We start from the raw sequence: 21,087 nt of genomic DNA, 5'->3' as shown, positions 1-21,087 counted from the left end.
GGTCGGTGAGCATGAAGAAGCTCATCAACCAGGTCGGGGACCTCGTCCCGGAGATGCTGCAGGGACTGGTCGCCGCCGACCCGGGCCTGGTGCTGCTGGCCGGGCAGACCGTCGTGCTGCGACGCGACCACGCCGAGCTCGGCGGACGGGTCGCCCTGGTCTCGGGCGGGGGTGCGGGCCACGAGCCCGCCCACGGCGGCTACGTCGGCGAGGGCATGCTCACCGGCGCGGTGGTGGGCGACGTGTTCACCTCGCCCTCGACCGACGCGGTGCTGGCCGCGGTGCGCGCCGTCGGGCAGGAGGCCGGCGTGCTGCTGGTCGTGAAGAACTACACCGGTGACCGCCTCAACTTCGGGCTGGCGGCCGAGATCGCCCGCACCGAGGGCATCGACGTGGAGATGGTGGTCGTCGGCGACGACGTCGCGCTGGCGGCGGAGGGCGAGCACGCCGGGCGCCGGGGGATCGCCGGCACCGTGCTGGTCCACAAGGTGGCGGGCGCGGCCGCGGCCCGCGGCGACGACCTGGCGGGCGTGCGCGCCCTGGCGCAGCGCGCCGCCGAGGGCGTCCGGTCGATGGGGGTCTCGCTCGGCGCCTGCACCGTGCCCGCGGTCGGCCGGCCCGGCTTCGAGCTCGGCGAGGACGAGGTCGAGTGGGGCCTGGGCATCCACGGCGAGGCCGGGGTCGAGCGCGGGGCGCTGGTCACCGCCGACGAGGTCGCCGACCGGCTGGTGGGGGCTGTGGCCGACGACGCGGGACTCGCGGACGGCGCCCGCGTGGTGCTGCTCGTCAACGACCTCGGGACCACCCCGCCCAGCGAGCTCGACGTGGTCGCCCGGGGCGCGCTGCGCGCGCTGCGCGGGCGCGGGGCCGTCGTGGAGCGGGCCTGGGTGGGCCGCTTCCTCACCGCCCTGGACATGCCGGGCTGCTCGGTGTCGGTGCTCCCCGTCGACGACGAGCTGCTGGCGCTGCTCGACGCCCCGACGCGGACCTCCGCCTGGCCCGCGGAGCACCGCGGCCGCGTCGCCCCCCAGGAGGCGAGCGAGGTCGCCGCCCCCTCGGTCCCCGACGACCCGTCGGCCCCGGCCGGGCGCGGGGGACGCCTGGCGGCCGACAGCCCCGTGCGCCGCGGGCTCCTGGCGGCGTGCGCCGCGCTGCGCGAGGCCGAGCCCGAGCTGACCCGGATGGACAGCGAGGTCGGCGACGGCGACCTCGGCACCGGCCTGGACCGCGGGGCCCGGGCGGTCGAGGCCGAGCTCGACGACTACCCGGCCGACCCGGCGGGTGCCCTGCGCGGCGCCGCCGCGACGCTGCGCCGGGCCATCGGCGGCACCTCGGGCCCGCTCTACTCCATCCTGCTGCTGCGCGCCGCGGCCGTCCTCGACGACGCCGACGCCGGTGCGGTCGGCTGGGTCGAGGCGCTCGCGGCGGGCGCCGAGGGCATCGGCGAGGTCGGCGGCGCCTCGCTCGGCGACCGCACCATGCTCGACGCGCTGGTGCCGCTGGCCCGCACCTGGCGCGAGCGGCTGGACGCCGGCGACGCCTCGGGCGACGCCGTCGCGCGCGCGCTCGCCGCCGCCCGCGAGGGCACGGCCGGCACGGCCGACCACGTCGCCAAGGTGGGCCGGTCGAGCTACCTCGGCGAGCGGGCCAAGGGCACGCCCGACCCGGGCGCCCACGCCGTGGTGGTCTGGGCCGAGGCGGTCGCGACCGAGCTGGGCTGAGCCCCGGGGCGCTGCGCGGGGGTCAGGTCCAGGGCAGGCGCTTGCGGGTGGCCCAGTACGCCGCCGCCGGCTCCGCGGGGCCGCCCGGACCCGCGAGGTCGTCCAGGACCGCGCCGGTCGCCTCACCGTGGTCGTCGACCAGCGCCCGCGCCGCCAGGTTGGAGCGGAGCTGCGCGAGGGCGCTGGCGCCGCTCAGCACGACGTCGGCCCACGGCTGCCGGGTGGCGGCGGCCAGCGCCAGCGCGTCGGGCGTGGTGCCGAGCCCGCGTGCGGCCGCGGCCAGCGGCCCGTCGGCGGCGGCGAGCCGGCCGTTGGCCATCGCCTCCTTGACCACGACCGACCAGCCGGCCTCGTGCGCCCGGAGGAGCGCCGGCCCGGCGGACGGCTCGAGGAGGTTCCACGTCGCCTGCACGGTGCTGAACGGCGTGCGGTCCAGCGCGAGCGCCCGCACCAGCACCTCGCCCTGGTCGGGGCCGCTGGTCGAGAGCCCGACCCGCACCCCGTCGGCGGCCAGGCCGCGCAGCCGGTCGAGCAGCCGGGCGTCGTCCAGGGCCGGGCTGTCCGAGGTGAGGCTGTGCACCAGGTAGAGGTCGGGCGGGCTCCCGAGCGCGGCGAGCGTCTCGGGCCACTGCCGGGCCAGGGTCTGCTCGGAGTGGTCCTTGGTCTCGTGCTCCGTGGCGCCGGGCCGGAAGTCCGCGACGTAGGTGTAGCCCCACTTGGAGCCGATCCGCAGCTGCTCGCGGCGGCCGGGGTGGGCCGCCAGCCAGCTGCCGACGAACGCCTCAGCAGCGCCGTACGAGCGCGCGGCGTCGAGGTGGCGCACGCCCTGCGTCCAGGCGGCGTCGAGGACCTCGTGGGCGTGCTGCTCGAGGCGGTGGCGGTCGTAGCGGGCGCCACCGCCGTCGCCCAGGTCACCGCTCGCCAGGTCGCGGCCGTGGTCCAGGTTGAGGTACTCCGGACGGCCCAGCGCGGCCGTCCCCAGGCCGAGGTCGGCGGCGTGGGGCCGGGGGGCGGACGGCGTCGTCAGGGGATCGGGCACGGGCCTCATCGTGCCAGCCGGTCCGGGGGCGTTACCGTGACCGGAACGCCCACCCGGGGAGGGATGCCCGTGCTCCGTCAACTGCTCCTGCTGCTCTCGCGCAGCCATCGCGTCAAGGACGTGGTGACCCGGATGCCGGTCAGCAGCGGCCTCGTCACGCGCTACGTCCCCGGCGAGCACACCGAGCAGGCGGTGGCCGCGACCCAGGTGCTCGCGGACGACGGCCTGTTCGTCACCCTCGACTTCCTCGGCGAGGACACCCTCGACGAGGCCCAGGCCGAGGCGACCGTCGCGGCGTACCTCGACCTGCTCCAGGCCCTGGGCTCCGCCGGCCTGGCCCGGCACGCCGAGGTGAGCGTCAAGCTCTCCGCGATCGGCCAGGCCCTGCCCGAGGTCGGTGCCAAGCTCTCGACCGAGAACGGCCGCCGGATCTGCCGCGCGGCCCAGATGGTCGGCACGACGGTGACCCTCGACATGGAGGACCACACCACCACCGACGCGACCCTGGCGACGCTGCGCGAGCTGCGCAAGGACTTCCCCGACACGGGCGCGGTGCTGCAGGCCTACCTGCACCGCACCGAGTCCGACTGCCGCGTCCTGGCCCACGAGGGCAGCCGGGTGCGGCTGTGCAAGGGCGCCTACAAGGAGCCCGAGGAGGTCGCCTTCCAGGAGCGCCACGAGGTCGACAAGTCCTACGTGCGCTGCCTCAAGGTGCTGATGGCCGGCTCCGGCTACCCGATGGTGGCCACCCACGACCCGCGGCTGGTCAAGATCGCCTCGGCGCTGGCGACCCGCAACGGCCGCACGCCCGGCAGCTACGAGTTCCAGATGCTCTACGGCATCCGCGCCGAGGAGCAGAAGCGGCTGGCCGACGCCGGCGAGAAGGTGCGGGTCTACCTGCCCTACGGCGACGAGTGGTACGGCTACCTGATGCGTCGCCTGGCCGAGCGCCCGCAGAACCTCAGCTTCTTCCTGCGCTCGCTGGTGTCCCAGAAGTGAGCCCGGAAGCGAGGCTCGCGTGAGCGGCACGGGCACCGTGGCCGTCATCGGTGCGGGCGTGATGGGCGAGACCCTGCTCTCGGGCCTGGTGCGCGGCGGCTACGACCCGGGCTCGTTGCTGGTGGTCGAGAAGCGCCGCGAGCGGGCCGCCGAGCTGGCGGAGCGCTACGGCGTGCGCGTCGTGGCCGACCTCGCCGAGGTCGCGGGATCGGACACCGTCGCGCTGGTCGTCAAGCCGCAGGACATGGGCAGCGTGCTCGCCGAGATCGCGCCCCACGTGGTGCCCGGCCAGCTCGTGGTCAGCCTGGCGGCCGGCATCACCACGGCGTACGTCGAGGGCCGACTGCCGGCAGGTGTCCCCGTCGTCCGCGTCATGCCCAACACCCCGGCCCTGGTCGACGAGGGCATGGCCGCGATCTCGCCCGGCAGCCACTGCGACGAGGAGCACCTGGCCCGCGCCGAGGCGATGCTGGCCGCGACCGGACGCGTGGTGCGGGTGCCGGAGAAGCAGCAGGACGCGGTCACGGCGATCAGCGGCTCCGGTCCGGCGTACCTGTTCTTCGTGGTGGAGTCGATGATCGAGGCCGGCGTGCACCTCGGGCTGCCCCGCAGCACCGCCACCGAGCTGGTCGTCCAGACGCTGGTGGGCTCGGCCAAGATGCTGCGCGAGACCGGGGAGCACCCCACGGTGCTGCGCGAGCGGGTCACCTCGCCGGGCGGCACCACGGCGGCGGCCATCCGGCAGCTCGAGGACCACAAGGTCCGGGCGGCGTTCATCGGCGCGATGGAGGCCGCACGCGACCGGTCCGTGGCCCTCGCCGCGTCCGATGACTGAGCCGCCCGCCGGGCCCGGGGCCCGGAGCTGCCGCGCGAGCCTGGTCTACGACGAGTCGCTGACCCGCTACGACTTCGGCTCCGACCACCCGATGAACCCCGTGCGGGTGGACCTCACCGTCGACCTCGCCCGCGCCGTCGGCGTCCTCGACGGGCTGCGGCTCGTCGACGCCCCCGACGCCACCGAGGACGACCTCGTCACCGTGCACGACCCGGCGCTGATCGAGGCCGTGATGGCCACGAGCAACGACCCGACCAAGGTCGACCTGGCCCGCGGGCTCGGCAACGACGACAACCCGACCTTCCGCGGCATGCACGAGGCGGGGCGCCACGTCGTGGGCGCCAGCATCGAGGCGGCGCGGCAGGTGTGGTCCGGCGAGGTCGACCACGCCGCCAACATCGCGGGCGGCCTGCACCACGCCATGCCCGACCGGGTGAGCGGCTTCTGCGTCTACAACGACGTCGCCGTGGCGATCCGCTGGCTGCTGGCCAACGGCGCGCGCAAGGTGGCCTACGTCGACGTCGACGTCCACCACGGCGACGGCGTGGAGCAGATCTTCTACAACGACCCGCGCGTGCTGACGGTGTCGCTGCACGAGACCGGCCAGATGCTGTTCCCCGGCACCGGCTTCCCGCAGGACTCCGGCGGCCCGGAGGCCCTCGGCACGGCGGTCAACGTCGCGCTCCCGCCCGGCACCGCCGACGCGGGCTGGCTGCGGGCCTTCCACGCCGTGGTGCCGCCGCTGCTGCGCGAGTTCGCGCCCGACGTGCTGGTGACCCAGCAGGGCTGCGACAGCCACCGCGACGACCCGCTGGCCCACCTCGCGCTGAGCGTCGACGGCCAGCGCGCGAGCTACCTCGCCCTGCACGACCTCGCCCACGAGGCGGCCGGCGGCCGGTGGCTGGCCTTCGGCGGCGGCGGGTACGCCGTGGTCGACGTCGTGCCGCGGGCGTGGACCCACCTGCTGGCCGTGGTCTCGGGCCACCCGCTGGACCCCACGCTCGACACCCCGGCCGACTGGCGCGACCAGGTCGCCGAGCGCCTCGGCGTACGAGCCCCGTCGCGGATGACCGACGGCCGCTCGGTGGCCTACCAGGACTGGTCGGGCGGCTTCGACCCCGACACCTGGCTCGACCGCGCGGTGCAGGCCACCCGGGACGCCGTCTTCCCCGAGCACGGCCTCGACCCGTTGATGTGAGAGCCGTGTGACAGGGTGGCAAGTCGACACGCCGACGCCACACGAGTCACTTCCGGGAATCTGTGGCACACAGGTCACACACAGTCCTATATTTCTCCCAACGCACGCGAGGGTCGTCATCGGACGGCGGGGACGCGCGAGACGAAAGCCTGGTGAGCCATGCCCACGAACCTGCCCGGAGACATCTCCGAGGTGAAGTTCCTCACCGTCGCCGAGGTCGCCGCCATGATGCGGGTCTCGAAGATGACGGTCTACCGCCTCGTCCACAACGGCGAGCTCGCCGCCGTCCGGGTCGGACGCTCCTTCCGGGTCTCCGAGGACGACGTCCACGAGTACCTCCGCACCAGCTTCTTCAACGCCGGCTGACCCGGTCGCACCCACCTCGAGCCCGCCTCGCCCCCGGTCCGCGCCCGTCGCCGGACACCGATTCGTCCGCCCGGGGGTCGACGGTTAGGCTGGGCCCTTCGCCGCGTCCGACCCGGACGCGGCATGCCTGAGTGTTCCGACAACGAATAGGTCCGACGTGGGTTCTGTCATCAAGAAGCGCCGCAAGCGCATGGCGAAGAAGAAGCACCGCAAGCTGCTGAAGAAGACGCGCGTGCAGCGTCGTCGTCTGGGCAAGTAAGCCCACGCCCCATGGGCCGGGTCGTGCTCGTCACCGGAGTCGCCGGTGATCTCGGGCGCCGCGTCGCGGTGCAGCTGTCGAGGTCACCGGTGGTCGACCGCGTCATCGCGGTCGACGTGCTGCCGCCGCGGGGAGACCTGGCGGGAGCGGACTTCGTGCGCGCCGACATCCGCAACCCGGTCATCGCCAAGGTGATCGTGCGGGAGCGGATCGACACCGTCGTGCACGCCAGCGTGACGGCCACCCCGGCGGCGGCCGGGGGGCGCTCCTCGACCAAGGAGCTCAACGTCATCGGGACGATGCAGCTCCTGGCCGCCTGCCAGCAGGCGCCCGACGTGCGCAAGCTGGTGCTCAAGTCCAGCGCCGCGTTCTACGGCGCCTCGCACCGCGACCCGGCCATGTTCACCGAGGGCATGACGGCCAAGCGGCTCGCGGGCGGCGGGTTCGCCAAGGACATCAGCGAGGTCGAGTCCTACACCCGTGGCTTCGCGCGCCGCCGCCCCGACGTCGCGGTGACGACGCTGCGGATGGCCAACGTCATCGGACCGCAGATCACCACCGCGATGACCGGCTACTTCGGGCTGCCGGTCGTCCCGACCGTGCTGGGCCACAACCCGCGGCTGCAGCTGCTCCACGAGCAGGACGCCCTCGACGCGCTGGAGCACGCCGTCGCCTCCGAGGTGACCGGCACCTACAACGTCGCCGGCGACGGGGTCCTCACCCTCGGCCAGGCCGTCCGCCGCCTCGGTCGCCCCTCGGTGCCGCTCCCCGGCTTCGCCGTGCCGTCGTTCGGCTCGGCCATCCGGCAGACCAAGGTCGCCGACTTCTCGCCCGAGGCCGTCGCCTACCTGCGCCACGGCCGCGGCATGGACACCACGCGGATGCGCACGATGTTCGGCTTCCACCCGCGCTTCACCACCCTCGAGGCCTTCGACGACTTCGCCGCCTCGCTGCGCCAGGGGGTGCTCTCGCCCGAGCGGGTCCGCTCCGCCGAGGCCGCGCTGGTCGGGGCGATGCGCGCGATCGACGGCTCCCGACGCACCGAGGACCACGTCGATGGGTGACCTCGATGGGTGACGCCGAGATCATCCCCATCGGCACCCGCGGACGCCCCGGTCGCGGCACGGGCGAGTCCAAGCCCTCGAGCAACAGCCGCAGCCTGGCGCCGCGGTCGGCCGCGCGTGCCCGCGCCGTCGAGGCCGCCGAGGCGGCCGAGGCCGTGCCCGCGCGGGACCGGACGCCGGCCCCGACCGACGCCCTCCGCGACCGTGCCGCCGATCAGGCGGTGGACGGCCCCGTCGAACGCCCGGTCGAACGCCCCGTCGAGCGGTCGGTCGAGCAGCCCCTCGACCAGCCGGGCGAGCCGCCCGTCGTGCCCGCCCAGTCGCGGCGCGCCGACGACGTCACCGCGGCTCCCCGGACGCCGGCCCCGCCGGTGCTGGTCCCCGAGCGCGCCCCCACCCGCACCGAGCACCGCCTGCCCGGCCCCAGCATCTCGCCGCGAGAGCTGCTCTCCAGCTTCACCTCCGCGGCCAAGGAGGTGTTCGGCGACAGCTGGGAGCCCCGGCTGGCCGAGATCCTGGCGTTCCTGCGCCGACGGCTGACCGGTGACTACGCGGTCGACGACTACGGCTTCGACGAGGAGCTGACCGAGCAGTTCCTGCTGGCGGCGCTGCGACCGCTCGCGCAGAAGTGGTTCCGCATCGACGTCATCGGCGCCGACAACATCCCGGCCCACGGTGGCGCCCTGGTGGTGTCGAACCACTCCGGCACCGTCCCGGTCGACGGCCTCATGACCATGGTGAGCGTGCACGACCAGACCGGTCGCCACCTGCGGGCGCTGGGCGCCGACCTGGTCTTCAAGCTGCCCGTCGTGGCCGACCTGGCCCGCCGCGGGGGCGCCACCCTGGCCTGCAACGAGGACGCCGAGCGGATGCTGCGCGGCGGCGAGCTCGTCGGCGTGTGGCCCGAGGGCTTCAAGGGCATCGGCAAGCCGTTCAGCGAGCGCTACAAGCTGCAGCGCTTCGGTCGCGGCGGGTTCGTCTCGGCCGCCATCCGCACCGGCGTGCCGATCGTGCCGACCTCGGTCGTCGGCGCCGAGGAGATCTACCCCCTGGTCGGCAACGTGCCGTCGCTGGCGCGCCTGCTCGGCATCCCCTACCTGCCGATCACGCCGCTGTTCCCCCTGCTCGGGCCGCTGGGCATGATCCCGCTGCCGTCGAAGTGGCTCATCGAGTTCGGCGAGCCGATCCGCACCGACGACTACGACACCGGCGCCGCCGACGACCCGATGCTGGTGTTCAACGTGACCGACCAGGTGCGCGAGTCGATCCAGCAGACGCTCTACACGCTGCTGGTCAAGCGCCGCTCCGTCTTCGGCTGACCGACCGGCGGACGCGGGCCGGTCAGGGCAGGACGCTGCTGGTGACGCCGTCGACCGTGTCGGTCAGGTCCTGGACCGGCTGGTCGAGCGGGGTGCCGGTCTTCGGCACCGTGCCGGTGACCTGGGTGACGGTGCCGGTCACGCCGGTGACCAGCTCGGTCACCGGGCCGTCGAGCAGGCCCGCGACCGGGCCGTCGGCCGACAGCAGTCCGTCGCCGGCGCGGGCGCCGGCGGTGAGGGTGCTCGCCACGGGGCCGTGCGGGGTGCTGGGGATCGTCGGGAGCGCGTCGCGCACCCCGGCCGGAGCGTCGCCGAGCTCGCCGGCACGCTGCTGGGCCATCCGGCGGAGCTGCTCGATCTGCGCGGTCTGGAGCGCGTCCATGGCCTCGCGGTCGACCCGTGCCTGGGAGGCGGGGCGGGCCAGCAGCGAGTCGACGGTCGCGGCACCGGCACCCTGGGAGAGCGCCTGCGGCGTGGTCACGGCCTCGTCGGGCCCGCAGCTGCCGCAGCGCACCAGCGCCGCCTGGTCGATGTCGGCCAGGGTGTCGGCGGCGTCGGCGAGCGCGGAGGCCACCGTCGGGTCGGCCTCGGGGGCCATCGCCGCGAGGACGTCCATCTGGGTGGCGGTGAAGCCGCGCAGCAGCGTGAGCGAGGCGGTGTCGGGGTCGGTGTCGTAGGCGTCGAAGAGCCGCTGCGACCCGGCGTCGGCCGCGCTGCGGAACGCGTCGACCGAGCCCGCCACCATGGCGTCGTCGGCACCCCGGCCCTGCAGGTCCTGCGCCTCGGACAGCCGCGTCCCGGCCTGGCCGAGCAGCGAGCGACCCTTGTCGACGTCGCCGAAGCTGAGGGCGGTGCCCACCTGCTCGGTGCCGCGCTTGACGGGGAACAGCGCGTCTCCCGGCAGGGATCCGCCGGCCGCGGCGGCCATGCCGGCCGAGCCGCCCACGATCACCAGGCTGGCGGCCACGGTGCCCAGGCGCCGCGAGGTGCGGCCCTGCTCGCGCGGCCGCAGCTCGTGGACGGTCGCCGACGGCCCCGCGACCAGCTCGGTCTCGGCGGCACGGAGCAGCTGCTCGCGCAGGTCGGCGGTGAAGGCGGGGCGGGGCGAGACCAGCGGGACCTGCGCCACCCGCTCGAGCGTGCGCAGCTGGGCGGCGTACCGCTCGCGCAGCTCCGGGGTCGCCGTCCCGTCGAGGACGCGTGCGAACTCCTCGGCAGCGCGGCCTGGGGGAGCGAGGGGTCTCATGCGGGTCGTCCTGGTGGCGCGGAAGGAGTGCGGCCACGGTCCCGGCCGGGGGCCGGGAGGGTGACGCACGCTGACGAAGCCGTCAACGAGGTCTTCGTCACCGAGGTTATGCCGTCCGCCGATCCGTCCACGGAGTGAGCCGACTGGGCCGCCCAGCTCACCGGAGGTCCTCCGGCAGCGCCTTGGCCAGGTTGCGCACGCCGCGTAGCTGGAGCTGCTTGACCGCTCCCGCGCTGCGGCCCAGGACCTCGGCCGTCTCGGCGATGGACAGGCCCTGGAGGAACCGCATCACCAGGCACTCGCGCTGCTCGGTGGGCAGCTCGGTCAGCGCCGTGAGCAGCGCCTCGTGGGTGAGGCTCGCGAGCACGGAGGTCTCCGGACCCTCCGTGCTGGTGTCGAGGGTGTTCATGTCCTCGGTCGTCTGCTCCAGGCGGGTGCGGCCGGCCTTGTAGTGGTCCATCGTCAGGTTGCGCGCGATGGTCATCAGCCAGGCGCCGAAGTCCTTGCCCTGCCAGCGGAACGAGCTCATCGCCCGCAGCGCCCGGAAGAAGGTGTCCGAGGTGAGGTCCTCGGCCAGCTGCACCGACCCGACCCGGTAGTAGAGGAAGCGGAACACGCTCGGCTGGTAGTGGTCGTAGAGCTGGCCGAACGCCTCGCTGTCGCCGCCGCGTGCGAGCTCGACCAGGGCGATCAGCCGGGTCTGCTCGGCCTCGTCCTGGGCCGAGGAGGCGGCCTGGTCGTGGTCGTCGGGGGCGATGGGCGTGCCCGTGCCGCCGGGACGCCCCGGGCCGGCGCCGTCGGCGGGACCGTCGGCGAGGCTGAGCAGCACCTCGAGGACGGCACGGCGCAGCGCGTCGAGGCCGGCCTCGACCGCGGTTGCGTGCATGGCGTCCCCCACCGGTCGGCGACCGGGTCCCTGTTGAACTTGCCGCGAGACTACTTCTCCAGTGGACACATGTGAACCGGTACGACGGACCGTTCCGGCCTCCCGCCCGGGACGGGGTCAGGTGACCTTGCGGCGCAGCGCCGCGCCGGCCGCGGCCGTGCCGGCCACCGCCCCGGCCACCGCGGCGGTGAACACGCCCGCGCGGGCCGCCTTGCGCCCGGTGCGGTAGTCGCGGACCCGCCACCCCTGGGCGCGGGCGTGCTCGCGCAGCCGGGCGTCGGGGTTGATGGCGCAGGGGTCACCGACGATGTCGAGCATCGGCAGGTCGTTGTAGGAGTCGGAGTACGCCGAGCAGCGCGCCAGGTCGAGGTCGAACCGGTCCGCGAGCTCGCGCACCGCCACCGCCTTGGCCGAGCCGTGCAGCATCTCGCCGACCAGGGCGCCGGTGTAGACGCCGTCGACGTGCTCGGCCACCGTGCCGAGCGCACCGGTCAGTCCCAGGCGCCGGGCGATGATGGTGGCGATCTCGATGGGCGCGGCGGTCACCAGCCAGACCCGCTGGCCCTGGTCGAGGTGCAGCTGGGCCAGCGCCCGGGTGCCGGGCCAGATCCGGTGGGCCATCCGCTCGTCGAAGATCTCCTCGCCCAGCGACTCCAGCTCGGCGACGGTGTGGCCGGCGATGAAGGACAGGGCCGAGGCCCGGGCGTCGGCGACGTGGTCGGGGTCCTCGACGCCCACGACGCGGAAGTAGGCCTGCTTCCAGGCGGCGCCCAGGATGTCCTTGGTGGTGAAGAACTCGCGGCGGTGCAGGCCGCGGGCGAGGTGGAAGATCGAGGCGCCCTGCATGACCGTGTTGTCGACGTCGAAGAAGGCCGCCGACCCGGAGTCGGCCTCCACGGTGAGCGCGCTCTCGACCTCCGCGATCGCGGCGGCGGCCTCGCCCGCGAGCTGGGAGCGACGGCGCAGGTTGGGGCCGGCGGCTCCCGGCCTCGGGCCGCCGGCGGGGGTGCGGGGCGGTGTCACCCGCACAGACTAGGGGGAGGTCGTGATGTGTCACACTCCTGCGATGGAGTCCAACGTCGCCGATCTCCTGACCCGGGCGCACGTCGAGGAACCCCACAAGATCGCTCTCTCCGAGGCGTCCACCGGCCGCTCGGTCACCTGGGCCGCGCTCGACGACCTGGTCGCCCGCGTGGTCCAGGGCCTCACCGACGCCGGCATGGTCGCGGGCTACCGCGTGATGATCGCGGCGGGCAACACGATCGAGTTCGTGGCGGCCTACCTCGGCACCCTGCGCGCCGGGATGGTGGCGGTGCCGGTCAACCCCCGCAGCGTCACCGGCGAGCTGGTGCGGGTGCTGGTGGACTCGGGCACCCGCATGGTCGTCGCCGACGCCTCCACCATCACCACGGTGCGCGCGGCCGTGCAGGGTCTTGGCGAGGCGATGCTGACGGCCGGCCTCGAGCCCTCGACCCGGCCGAGGATCGTCACGGTCGGCACCACCCTGGCGCCCGGCGAGCGCGGCTGGGACCAGCTGGTGGCCAAGCAGGCGCGTCCGGTCCCGCAGCGCTCGGACCCCGAGGGCCTGGCCGTGCTGCTCTACACCAGCGGTGCCTCGGGCCGGCCCCGGGCGGCGATGCTCTCCCACCGCGCGCTGCTCGCGAGCATCGACCAGGTCGCGCAGGTCGACCCGCCGATGGTGACCGGCCGCGACGTCGTGCTGGGGGTGCTGCCGCTCTACCACGTCTACGGCCTCAACGCCGTGCTCGGACAGGTGCTGCGCCAGCACGCACGGATGGTGCTGGTCGACGGCTTCGACGCCGAGAGCTCGCTGGACCTCATCGAGGACGAGGCGGTCTCGGTGCTGCCGGTCGCCCCGCCCGTGTTCCCGCAGTGGATGGCCGTCCCGGGCCTGGAGGACCGCCTCGGCCCGGTGCGGCTCGTGCTCAGCGGCTCCGCGCCGCTGCCGCCCGACCTGACCGCCGCCTTCAGCGAGCGCACCGGGGTGGAGGTCCACCAGGGCTACGGCCTCACCGAGGCGGCGCCGGTCGTCACCTCGACGCTGAGCAGCCGCGAGCTGCGACCGCGGTCGGTGGGCGCCCCCCTGCCCGGCATCGAGCTCCGCCTGGTCGACGAGGCCGGGCGTGCCACCGGCCCCGACGACGCCGGCGAGATCTGGCTGCGCGGCGCCAACCTGTTCTCCGGCTACTGGCCCGACGGCGCCGGAGGGCCCGACGCCGACGGCTGGTGGGCCACCGGCGACGTCGGCCTGGTCGACCCCGACGGCGACCTCTACCTCGTCGACCGGGTCAAGGACCTGGTCATCGTCTCGGGCTTCAACGTCTTCCCGGTCGAGGTCGAGGAGGTCGTCGGCGAGCTGGCCGAGATCGCCGCCGTCGCCGTCGTGGGCGTGCCCGACGAGCACACCGGCGAGGCGGTGGTCGCCTACGTGACGCCGGCGACCCCCGGCGCCGACCCCGTCGAGCTCGCCGACCTCGTGCGCCGCCACTGCGCGGAGCGGCTGGCCCGCTTCAAGCAGCCCGGCGTGGTCGAGGTCGTGGACCAGCTGCCCTACACCGCCACCGGCAAGATCCAGAAGGGCCGGCTGCGCGCCGCGGCCCGTCGCCTCGACGCGGGACTCCTGCAGTGAGCGCGGCTGCCGCGGGGGAGGCCCGCGTCACCCTCTACTCGCGTCCGGGCTGCCACCTGTGCGAGGCGGCGCGCGAGGTCGTGCAGCGGGTCTGCGACGACCTGGGGGAGTCCTTCACCGAGGTCGACGTCGACTCCTCGACGGACCTGCTCGAGGCCTACGGCGAGCAGGTCCCCGTCACCCTGGTCGACGGCCGGCGCCACGACTTCTGGCGCGTCGACGAGCGTCGGCTGCGCGCCGCGCTGGCCTGACCTCGGGGCCGACCCGGGCGCAGGACCGTTCGGTAGGGGGCCCGAGTCGGTGAGGATTCTCACCTGTGGTAGCCGATGGTCACCGTCGGTTTGTTCGCACGTTCACAAACTCCTAGAGTGACTGAGGCGTCCAACGCGGGACGACCAGCGCAGATCGTCTGGAGAGTGTCGCAGCGTGAGCGGAACCAGGATCCCCGAGGCGACGGTGGCCCGTCTCCCGGTCTACCTGAGGGCGCTCAACTCGATGAGCGAGTCAGGCACCACGACGTGCTCCAGCCTCGAGCTCGCGACCGCCGCCGGCGTCAACAGCGCCAAGCTGCGCAAGGACCTGTCCCACCTCGGTTCCTACGGCACCCGCGGCGTCGGCTACGACGTGGAGTACCTCCGCTACCAGATCTCCCGCGAGATCGGCCTGACCCAGGACTGGCCCGTGGTCGTGGTCGGCATCGGCAACCTGGGCCACGCCCTGGCCAACTACTCCGGCTTCTCCTCCCGCGGCTTCCGCACCGTGGCCCTGCTCGACGCCGACACCGCCCGTCACGGTGACGTGGTGGCCGGCATCGAGATCCGCGGCTTCGACGAGCTCGAGGCGGTCGTGGCCGAGCACGGCGTCGGGATCGGCGTCATCGCCACCCCGGCCGTGGCGGCCCAGGACGTCGCCGACCGCATGGTCGCGGTCGGCATCCGCAGCATCCTCAACTTCGCGCCGACGATCCTCTCGCTGCCCGAGGGCGTCGACGTGCGCCGCGTCGACCTGTCCAGCGAGCTGCAGATCCTCGCCTACCACGAGCAGCGCAAGTCCTCCGCGCCCGCGACGGTGGCCGAGGTCGTGGCCGACCTGGGCCAGCCGGTCGGAGGCGTGCGATGAGCGTCCTGGTCGTGGGCATCTCCCACAAGACGGCACCCGTGCCGGTCCTCGAGCGCGTCGCCCTCGACGCCGAGGGCGTGCAGAAGCTGATCCGCCAGGTCAGCGACAACGACCACGTCACCGAGGCGACGGTCATCTCGACCTGCAACCGCACCGAGGTCTACGCCGACGTCGACCGCTTCCACGGCAGCGTCGAGGCGATCTCGCGGCTGCTCGGCGAGCGCACCGGCGAGCACCCCGACGCGGTGCTGGAGCACCTCTACGTCCACTACGACGACGGCGCGGTCTCCCACCTGTTCCACGTCGCGGCCGGGCTCGACTCGATGGTCCTCGGCGAGAGCCAGATCCTCGGCCAGGCCCGCGAGGCGCTGCGCGTCGGCCAGGAGGCCGGCACCGTCGGTCCCGCCCTCAACGTGCTGTTCCAGCAGGCGCTGCGCGTGGGCAAGCGCTCCCACGCCGAGACCGACATCGACCGCGTCGCCCCCAGCCTCGTCGCGGCCGCGCTGGAGCGCGCCGTGCCGCACGTCGGCGACCTCACCGGCAAGCGGGTGCTGGTCATCGGCGCCGGCTCGATGGCCGGCCTGACGGTGGCGACGGTGACGCGCGCCGGAGCGGCGTCGGTGACGGTGGCCAACCGCTCCCCGGAGCGCGCCGCCCGCCTCGCCCTGCAGTACGACGCCACCGCGATCTCCCTGGCCGACCTCGCCTCCTGGTCCGAGCCGGTGGACGTCGTCGTCTCCTGCACCGGCGCCGCCGGCCAGGTGCTCTCGGTCGAGGCGATCGCGTCGCGCCGCACCGACCCGACCCGACCGCTGTCGGTGCTCGACCTGGCGCTGCCGCGCGACGTCGACCCGGCCGTGGCCGACCTGCCCGGCGTGCAGCTGGTCGCGCTCGACACCCTGGCCGCCGAGCTCGAGGGCGCGCCCGGCGGGGCCGACGTCGACGGGGTCCGCACCATCGTCAGCCAGGAGCTGGCCGCCTTCCTGGCCGCCCGGCGCAGCCAGAGCGTGACCCCCACCGTCGTCGCGCTGCGCACCATGGCCACCGGTGTGGTCGAGTCCGAGCTGGCGCGCCTGGCGCAGCGGCTGCCCGGCCTCGACGACACCAGCCGCGGCGAGGTCGAGCGCACCCTGCGACGGGTCGTCGACAAGCTGCTCCACCAGCCGACCGTGCGGGTCAAGCAGCTGGCCAACGAGTCCGGCGCCGTCTCGTACGCCGCCGCGCTCGCGGAGCTGTTCGCCCTCGACCCCGAGGCCGTCGAGGCCGTCACCCGGGCGGAGGTGGAGCGCCCGTGACCACCACCGAGACCTCCCTCCAGGACGCCGGCACGTCCGCCGCCGCGACCCCCGGCAGCCGCGTCGTGCGCATCGGCACCCGCGCCTCCGCGCTCGCCCGCACCCAGAGCACCACCGTGGCCGACCTGCTCACCGAGCGCACCGGCCTGGTCACCGAGCTGGTGCCGATCAGCACCCACGGCGACGTCTCGCGCGAGCCGCTGGCCCAGATGGGCGGCACCGGCGTCTTCGTCAGCGCGCTGCGCGACGCCCTGCTCCGCGGCGAGGTCGACCTCGCCGTGCACTCGCTCAAGGACCTGCCGACCGCCCCGCCCGAGGGCATCGCGCTGGCCGCCGTGCCGCCGCGCGAGGACCCCCGCGACGTCGTGGTGGCCCGCGACGGCCTCACCCTCGGCGAGCTGCCGCAGGGCGCCACGGTCGGCACCGGCGCCCCGCGCCGGGTCGCCCAGATCGAGGCCCTCGGCCTCGGCGTGCAGCTCGTCGGGATCCGCGGCAACGTCGACACCCGGATCGCCAAGGTCCGCGACGGCGAGCTCGACGCGGTCGTGCTCGCCCGGGCCGGCCTCAACCGGCTCGGCCGGGTCGAGGAGGCCACCGAGGTCCTCGACCCGATCCAGGTGCTGCCCGCCCCCGGGCAGGGCGCCCTGGCCCTGGAGTGCCGCGCCGACGACGACCTCGTCGCGATCGTGGCCACCGCGCTGGACGACGCGCCCACCCGTGCGTGCGTCACGGTCGAGCGCGTCCTGCTCGCCGAGCTCGAGGCGGGCTGCTCCGCGCCCGTCGGTGCCCTGGCCGAAGTTGCCATGGGGGAGGTCGGTGACGAACTGTGGGTCCGTGCGGTCGCGCTCTCGCCCGACGGGACCCTGGCCGTACGCCGCTCCGCCGCCGGGCCGCTCGACGACCCGGTCGCCCTCGGACGGTCCCTGGCCGCCGAGATGCTGGCCGACGGCGCGGCCGACCTGATCTCCGAGAGGCCGGCCACCTAGCGCCGGGCGAGCTCGCGCACCACCTGCAGCACCCACCAGCACCCAGAACCGAAGCACCAAGAAGGCGATTGTGACCAAGCAGAACACCCCCAGCACCTCCGCTGCCGGCACTGCTGCCGCAGGACGGCCCGTCAAGTGGGTCTCCTTCGTGGGCAGCGGTCCCGGCGACCCCGGTCTGCTGACGGTTCGCGCCGTCGAGCTGCTCCGCGAGGCGGAGGTGGTCGTGACCGAGATCCCCGACCACGAGGCGCTGGTGCGCAGCGTGCTCGGCCTGCCCGCGCCCGTCGAGGCCGCCGAGGCCACGGGTGACGAGGCCGCCGCGGTCGAGCCCGAGGGCCCGGTCTTCGTCGACGGCGGGTTCGGCGAGGACGGCCAGCCGCTCACCCACGCCGCCCGCGCCAAGGTCGTGGTGCGCCAGGCCAAGACCGGCCGTCGCGTGGTCCGGCTGCTCTCCGGCGACCCCTTCCTCTACGCCTCCGGTCCCGAGGAGGCGCTGGCCTGCACCAAGGCCGACGTCGGCTTCGAGATCGTCTCCGGCGTCTCCTCGGTGACCGCCGTCCCGGCGTACGCCGGCATCCCGCTGACCACCAAGAACCACCGCGAGGTGGCCGTGGTGACGTGCAGCGACGCCAAGGTCGACTGGTCGGCGTACGCCGCCCACCCGACGCTGGTGCTGCTCTCGGCCGTCGGCGCCATCGGCGAGATCGCCGACGAGCTGGTCGCCGCCGGCCGCTCGGTCGACACCCCGGTGTCGATGACCCGCACCGGCACCCTGACCACCCAGGAGACCGTGGTCTCCACGCTGGGCCAGATCGCCGCGGACGCCCGCGCGGCCGGCATGACGCCGCCGGCCGTGACCGTGGTCGGCGCGGTCGTCGAACAGCGCGACGCGCTGTCGTGGTTCGAGACCAAGCCGCTGTTCGGCTGGCGCGTGCTGGTGCCCCGCACCAAGGAGCAGGCCGGTGCGCTGTCGTCGCGGCTGCGCGGCCACGGCGCCACCCCCGAGGAGGTGCCGACCATCTCGGTCGAGCCGCCCCGCAACCCGCTGCAGATGGACAAGGCCGTGCGCGGCCTGGTCGAGGGCCGCTACGAGTGGATCGCGTTCACCTCGGTCAACGCGGTGCGCGCCGTGCGCGAGAAGTTCGAGGAGTACGGCCTCGACGCTCGTGCCTTCTCCGGCCTCAAGATCGCCGCGGTCGGCGAGAAGACCGCCGCCTCGCTGTCCGACTGGGGCCTCAAGGCCGACCTCATCCCCTCGGGCGAGCAGTCCGCCCGCGGGCTGCTCGAGGACTGGCCGCCCTACGACGACGTGCTGGACCCGATCAACCGCGTCTTCCTGCCCCGCGCCGACATCGCGACCGAGACCCTGGTCGCCGGTCTGGTGGAGCTGGGCTGGGAGGTCGACGACGTGACGGCCTACCGCACCGTGCGGGCCGCCCCGCCGCCGGCGCCGACCCGCGAGGCGATCAAGACCGGCAAGTTCGACGCGGTCGTGTTCACCTCCTCCTCGACCGTGCGCAACCTGGTCGGGATCGCGGGCAAGCCGCACACCTCGACCGTGATCGGCGTGATCGGTCCCGCGACCGCCAAGACCGCCGAGGAGCACGGCCTGCGGGTCGACGTGATGGCCTCCGAGCCGTCGGTCGAGTCCCTGGTCGACGCCCTCGCCGACTTCGGTGCCGCGCGCCGCTCCTCGCTGCTCGAGTCGGGCCAGCCGGTCACCAAGCCCTCGGACCGCCGTCCCTCGACCCGCCGCAAGGCGAGCTCGAAGTAGTGGCGGGCTTCCCCGAGGTCAGGCCGCGCCGGCTGCGGCGCACGGCGGCGCTGCGGCGGATGGTGGCCGAGACCCACCTGCGCCCCTCGCAGCTGGTGCTGCCGCTGTTCGTGGGGGAGGGGCTCACCGAGCCCCGGGAGATCTCGAGCATGCCCGGGGTCCTGCAGCACACCCGCGACTCGCTCAGGCAGGCGGCCTCCGACGCCGTCGCGGCCGGGCTGGGCGGCGTGATGCTGTTCGGCCTGCCCGAGCACAAGGACGCGGAGGGCAGCGGCGCGCTCGACCCGCAGGGCGTGCTCAACGTCGCGATCACCGACGTCGTGGCCGAGGTGGGGGACGGGCTCACCGTGATGTCCGACCTGTGCCTGGACGAGTTCACCGACCACGGCCACTGCGGCGTCCTCGACCCCGACGGCTGGGTCGACAACGACCGCACCCTGGAGATCTACGGGCAGATGGCGCTGGCCCACGCCGCAGCCGGGGTCGACCTGGTCGCCCCGAGCGGCATGATGGACGGCCAGGTCGGCGTGATCCGCCGGGCGCTCGACGCCGAGGAGCACGCGGGCGTCGGCATCCTGGCGTACTCCGCGAAGTACGCCTCCGCGTTCTTCGGCCCCTTCCGCGAGGCCGTCAACTCCTCGCTGCAGGGCGACCGCCGGACCTACCAGCAGGACACCCCCAACCGGCTCGAGGGCGTGCGCGAGGCCCGCCTGGACGTCGCCGAGGGCGCCGACATCGTCATGGTCAAGCCGGCCCTGGCCTACCTCGACGTGCTGAGCGCGGTCCGCGAGGCGGTCGACGTGCCGGTCGCGGCGTACAACGTCTCGGGCGAGTACGCCATGGTGGAGGCGGCCGGCGCCCACGGCTGGATCGACCGCGACGCGGCGGTCATGGAGGTGCTCACCTCGATCCGGCGGGCCGGGGCGGACGTGATCCTCACCTACTGGGCGCTCGACGCCGCCCGGATGCTGCGCGACTGAGCAGGGCCCGACCACGACGAAGCCCCCGGCCGACCGGCCGGGGGCTTCGTCGTGCCTGGCTCAGGAGAGCAGGTCGTTGATGCACTTGGTGAGGTTGAGAGGGCTCACGCCCTGGGCGATGCACTGGGCCTGCGCCTGGGCGAAGGTCAGCACCGGGGTGACCGGGTCGGGAGCCGGGGCGGGCGTGCTGCCGCCGCCGCCACCACCGCCACCGCCCGTGCTGCCGCCCCCGCCGCCGCCACCGGTGATGCCGCCGACCACGCCGCCCACGACGCCGCTGAGCGATCCGTCGCCTCCGCTGCCGGTCGAGCCGCCGGTGCCGCCGGAGGTGCCGGGCACGATCCCGGTGGAGCCGCCGGAGGTGCCGCTGGTCAGGCCGGTGCCGCCGGAGCTGCTGCCGCCGGATTGCTGGGCCGCGCGCTGCTGGCGCAGCTTGGTGGCGCGGGCCTTGCGCTCCTTGGCGACCGCGTAGGACTTCTGGATGGAGGAGGAGTAGCTGGGGGAGAAGGAGGTGCCGCCCTGGGTGCCCGCGGGGACCGCGGTGTAGTCGCCCGAGGAGTAGGCCAGCATGATCCGCAGCACGAGGTTCACGTAGTCGCGGCTGTGGTTGTAGCGGTAGACCGCCGCCTCCTGGCCGGCCCGCTTGCTGAGGTCGTCCTTGCCGGAGCAGAGGTAGACCGCGGTGGCCAGCGACGCGTCGTCGATGTCCTGCGGGTTGCGCTCGTCGTCGCCGTCGGCGTCGACCTTGACGACCTGCCAGGTGGAGGGGATGAACTGCATCGGTCCGACGGCACGGTCGTACACCGTGTCCTGGTCGAGCTGGCCGCCGTCGGTGTCGTTGATGGCCTGGGTGCCGTTCTTGCCGTTGAGGGCGATGCCGTAGATGCCGGGCTTGCTCACGCCGTCGTCGGTGAGGGTGTTGCCGCCGTAGCGGCCGTGGTCGGACTCGATGCGACCGATCGCCGCGACCATCTCCCAGGGGAGGTTGCAGCTCTTGTCGGCGGCGTCGATGATCTGGCCGGCGCGCTGGTAGGCCGACAGTGCCGGGGCGGGGATGCCGTTGCTGGAGGCGCCGGAGACGACCTGGTCGGCGCCGCCCTGCGGCACGGCCGGGGCGATGATGCCGGCGACCGGCACGCTCGCGGGCGCCTCGATGGCGTCGGACGGGACGCTGGTGCCGTCCGGCAGCGACTCGGCGGCCGCGGCCTGCTGGTCGGCGTTGGCGCTCGAGGTGACCAGGCTGGCCGTCCAGACGCCCGACAGCAGGGCGAGCGGCACGAGCGTGATCGCCTTGGTGCGACGTGACATGGAACGCGACGTCATGGTGGTGGTGCTCCCTCTCCCCTGGTGG

At 74.4% G+C, this 21,087-nt stretch carries 20 protein-coding genes; 15 read left to right on the top strand and 5 right to left on the bottom strand.

The features are described 5' to 3' along the window. Positions 1-11 precede the first annotated feature (11 nt). Complete coding sequence (gene dhaK / locus BLU55_RS11625) at positions 12-1,721, top strand: dihydroxyacetone kinase subunit DhaK (RefSeq protein ID WP_091729807.1); 1,710 nt, start codon at positions 12-14, stop codon at positions 1,719-1,721. Between the two features lie 22 nt (positions 1,722-1,743). On the opposite strand, the gene BLU55_RS11620 is transcribed toward dhaK, so the two are convergent. After that, positions 1,744-2,760 carry an aldo/keto reductase gene (locus BLU55_RS11620; protein WP_231916838.1) on the bottom strand — a complete coding sequence of 339 codons (1,017 nt, stop codon included), beginning with the start codon at positions 2,758-2,760 and terminating at the stop codon, positions 1,744-1,746. 63 nt (positions 2,761-2,823) lie between these two features. Here BLU55_RS11620 and BLU55_RS11615 point away from each other — a divergent pair, with 63 nt between their 5' ends. The 7 genes from BLU55_RS11615 to BLU55_RS11585 all read left to right on the top strand — a co-directional run bounded on the left by BLU55_RS11615 (position 2,824) and on the right by BLU55_RS11585 (position 8,800). Next, positions 2,824-3,759 (top strand): proline dehydrogenase family protein, encoded by a 936-nt coding sequence (locus BLU55_RS11615; protein ID WP_231916837.1) that lies wholly within the window; start codon positions 2,824-2,826, stop codon positions 3,757-3,759. A gap of 19 nt (positions 3,760-3,778) precedes the next feature. Continuing rightward, positions 3,779-4,594: a pyrroline-5-carboxylate reductase gene (proC, locus tag BLU55_RS11610; RefSeq protein WP_091729803.1), complete on the top strand. Its 816-nt coding sequence runs from the start codon at positions 3,779-3,781 to the stop codon at positions 4,592-4,594. Continuing rightward, positions 4,587-5,792: an acetoin utilization protein AcuC gene (locus BLU55_RS11605; RefSeq protein ID WP_091729801.1), complete on the top strand. Its 1,206-nt coding sequence runs from the start codon at positions 4,587-4,589 to the stop codon at positions 5,790-5,792. The genes proC and BLU55_RS11605 overlap by 8 nt, the downstream gene beginning before the upstream one ends. A 159-nt stretch (positions 5,793-5,951) precedes the next feature. Further along, positions 5,952-6,158: a helix-turn-helix domain-containing protein gene (locus tag BLU55_RS11600; RefSeq protein WP_091729798.1), complete on the top strand. Its 207-nt coding sequence runs from the start codon at positions 5,952-5,954 to the stop codon at positions 6,156-6,158. 157 nt (positions 6,159-6,315) lie between these two features. Then, entirely contained in the window at positions 6,316-6,417 is a 102-nt protein-coding gene (locus tag BLU55_RS11595; protein WP_081683056.1) for a 30S ribosomal protein bS22, read from the top strand. Between the two features lie 23 nt (positions 6,418-6,440). After that, complete coding sequence (locus tag BLU55_RS11590; RefSeq protein WP_331713503.1) at positions 6,441-7,481, top strand: NAD-dependent epimerase/dehydratase family protein; 1,041 nt, start codon at positions 6,441-6,443, stop codon at positions 7,479-7,481. A gap of 5 nt (positions 7,482-7,486) precedes the next feature. Then, positions 7,487-8,800, top strand: coding sequence for a lysophospholipid acyltransferase family protein (locus tag BLU55_RS11585; protein WP_091733801.1), 1,314 nt, complete (start codon positions 7,487-7,489; stop codon positions 8,798-8,800). A 22-nt stretch (positions 8,801-8,822) separates the two neighbouring features. Here the strand turns inward: BLU55_RS11585 and BLU55_RS11580 are convergent, their stop codons facing one another. The 3 genes from BLU55_RS11580 to BLU55_RS11570 form a co-directional block, all read right to left on the bottom strand. Beyond that, positions 8,823-10,046: a DUF5667 domain-containing protein gene (locus BLU55_RS11580; protein WP_091729793.1), complete on the bottom strand. Its 1,224-nt coding sequence runs from the start codon at positions 10,044-10,046 to the stop codon at positions 8,823-8,825. Positions 10,047-10,203: 157 nt separating this feature from the next. Further along, positions 10,204-10,932, bottom strand: coding sequence for a sigma-70 family RNA polymerase sigma factor (locus BLU55_RS11575; RefSeq protein WP_091729791.1), 729 nt, complete (start codon positions 10,930-10,932; stop codon positions 10,204-10,206). A 117-nt stretch (positions 10,933-11,049) separates the two neighbouring features. Next, positions 11,050-11,955 carry an HAD family hydrolase gene (locus BLU55_RS11570; RefSeq protein WP_172833903.1) on the bottom strand — a complete coding sequence of 302 codons (906 nt, stop codon included), beginning with the start codon at positions 11,953-11,955 and terminating at the stop codon, positions 11,050-11,052. Between the two features lie 43 nt (positions 11,956-11,998). Between BLU55_RS11570 and BLU55_RS11565 the strand changes: the two genes are divergently transcribed. The 7 genes from BLU55_RS11565 (at position 11,999) to hemB (ending at position 19,736) form a co-directional block, all read left to right on the top strand. Beyond that, a complete protein-coding gene (locus BLU55_RS11565; RefSeq protein WP_091729786.1) occupies positions 11,999-13,582 on the top strand; it encodes a class I adenylate-forming enzyme family protein in 1,584 nt (527 codons plus the stop codon). Continuing rightward, the gene (locus BLU55_RS11560) at positions 13,579-13,833 is read left to right on the top strand and encodes a glutaredoxin family protein (protein ID WP_091729782.1); all 255 of its coding nucleotides are present in this window, start codon (positions 13,579-13,581) and stop codon (positions 13,831-13,833) included. Before BLU55_RS11565 ends, BLU55_RS11560 begins: the two co-directional genes overlap by 4 nt. Before the next feature lie 121 nt (positions 13,834-13,954). Then, positions 13,955-14,701, top strand: coding sequence for a redox-sensing transcriptional repressor Rex (locus BLU55_RS11555; RefSeq protein ID WP_269457957.1), 747 nt, complete (start codon positions 13,955-13,957; stop codon positions 14,699-14,701). Next, positions 14,698-15,996, top strand: a complete 1,299-nt coding sequence (locus BLU55_RS11550) for a glutamyl-tRNA reductase (RefSeq protein WP_091729776.1) — start codon at positions 14,698-14,700, stop codon at positions 15,994-15,996. The genes BLU55_RS11555 and BLU55_RS11550 overlap by 4 nt, the downstream gene beginning before the upstream one ends. 65 nt (positions 15,997-16,061) lie before the next feature. Next, complete coding sequence (hemC, locus tag BLU55_RS11545; RefSeq protein WP_091733798.1) at positions 16,062-16,982, top strand: hydroxymethylbilane synthase; 921 nt, start codon at positions 16,062-16,064, stop codon at positions 16,980-16,982. Positions 16,983-17,052: 70 nt separating this feature from the next. Beyond that, positions 17,053-18,756, top strand: a complete 1,704-nt coding sequence (locus BLU55_RS11540; RefSeq protein WP_091729774.1) for a bifunctional uroporphyrinogen-III C-methyltransferase/uroporphyrinogen-III synthase — start codon at positions 17,053-17,055, stop codon at positions 18,754-18,756. After that, positions 18,756-19,736: a porphobilinogen synthase gene (gene hemB, locus BLU55_RS11535; RefSeq protein ID WP_091729771.1), complete on the top strand. Its 981-nt coding sequence runs from the start codon at positions 18,756-18,758 to the stop codon at positions 19,734-19,736. Before BLU55_RS11540 ends, hemB begins: the two co-directional genes overlap by 1 nt. Before the next feature lie 60 nt (positions 19,737-19,796). Here the strand turns inward: hemB and BLU55_RS19925 are convergent, their stop codons facing one another. Next, positions 19,797-21,044: a lytic transglycosylase domain-containing protein gene (locus BLU55_RS19925; protein ID WP_231916836.1), complete on the bottom strand. Its 1,248-nt coding sequence runs from the start codon at positions 21,042-21,044 to the stop codon at positions 19,797-19,799. Positions 21,045-21,087 lie beyond the last annotated feature (43 nt).

This window comes from Nocardioides scoriae, assembly GCF_900104965.1.
GTDB classification, from domain to species: domain Bacteria; phylum Actinomycetota; class Actinomycetes; order Propionibacteriales; family Nocardioidaceae; genus Marmoricola; species Marmoricola scoriae.
The sequence above is the reverse complement of the archived record's forward strand: the minus strand, read 5'-3'. Positions and strand labels throughout refer to the sequence as shown.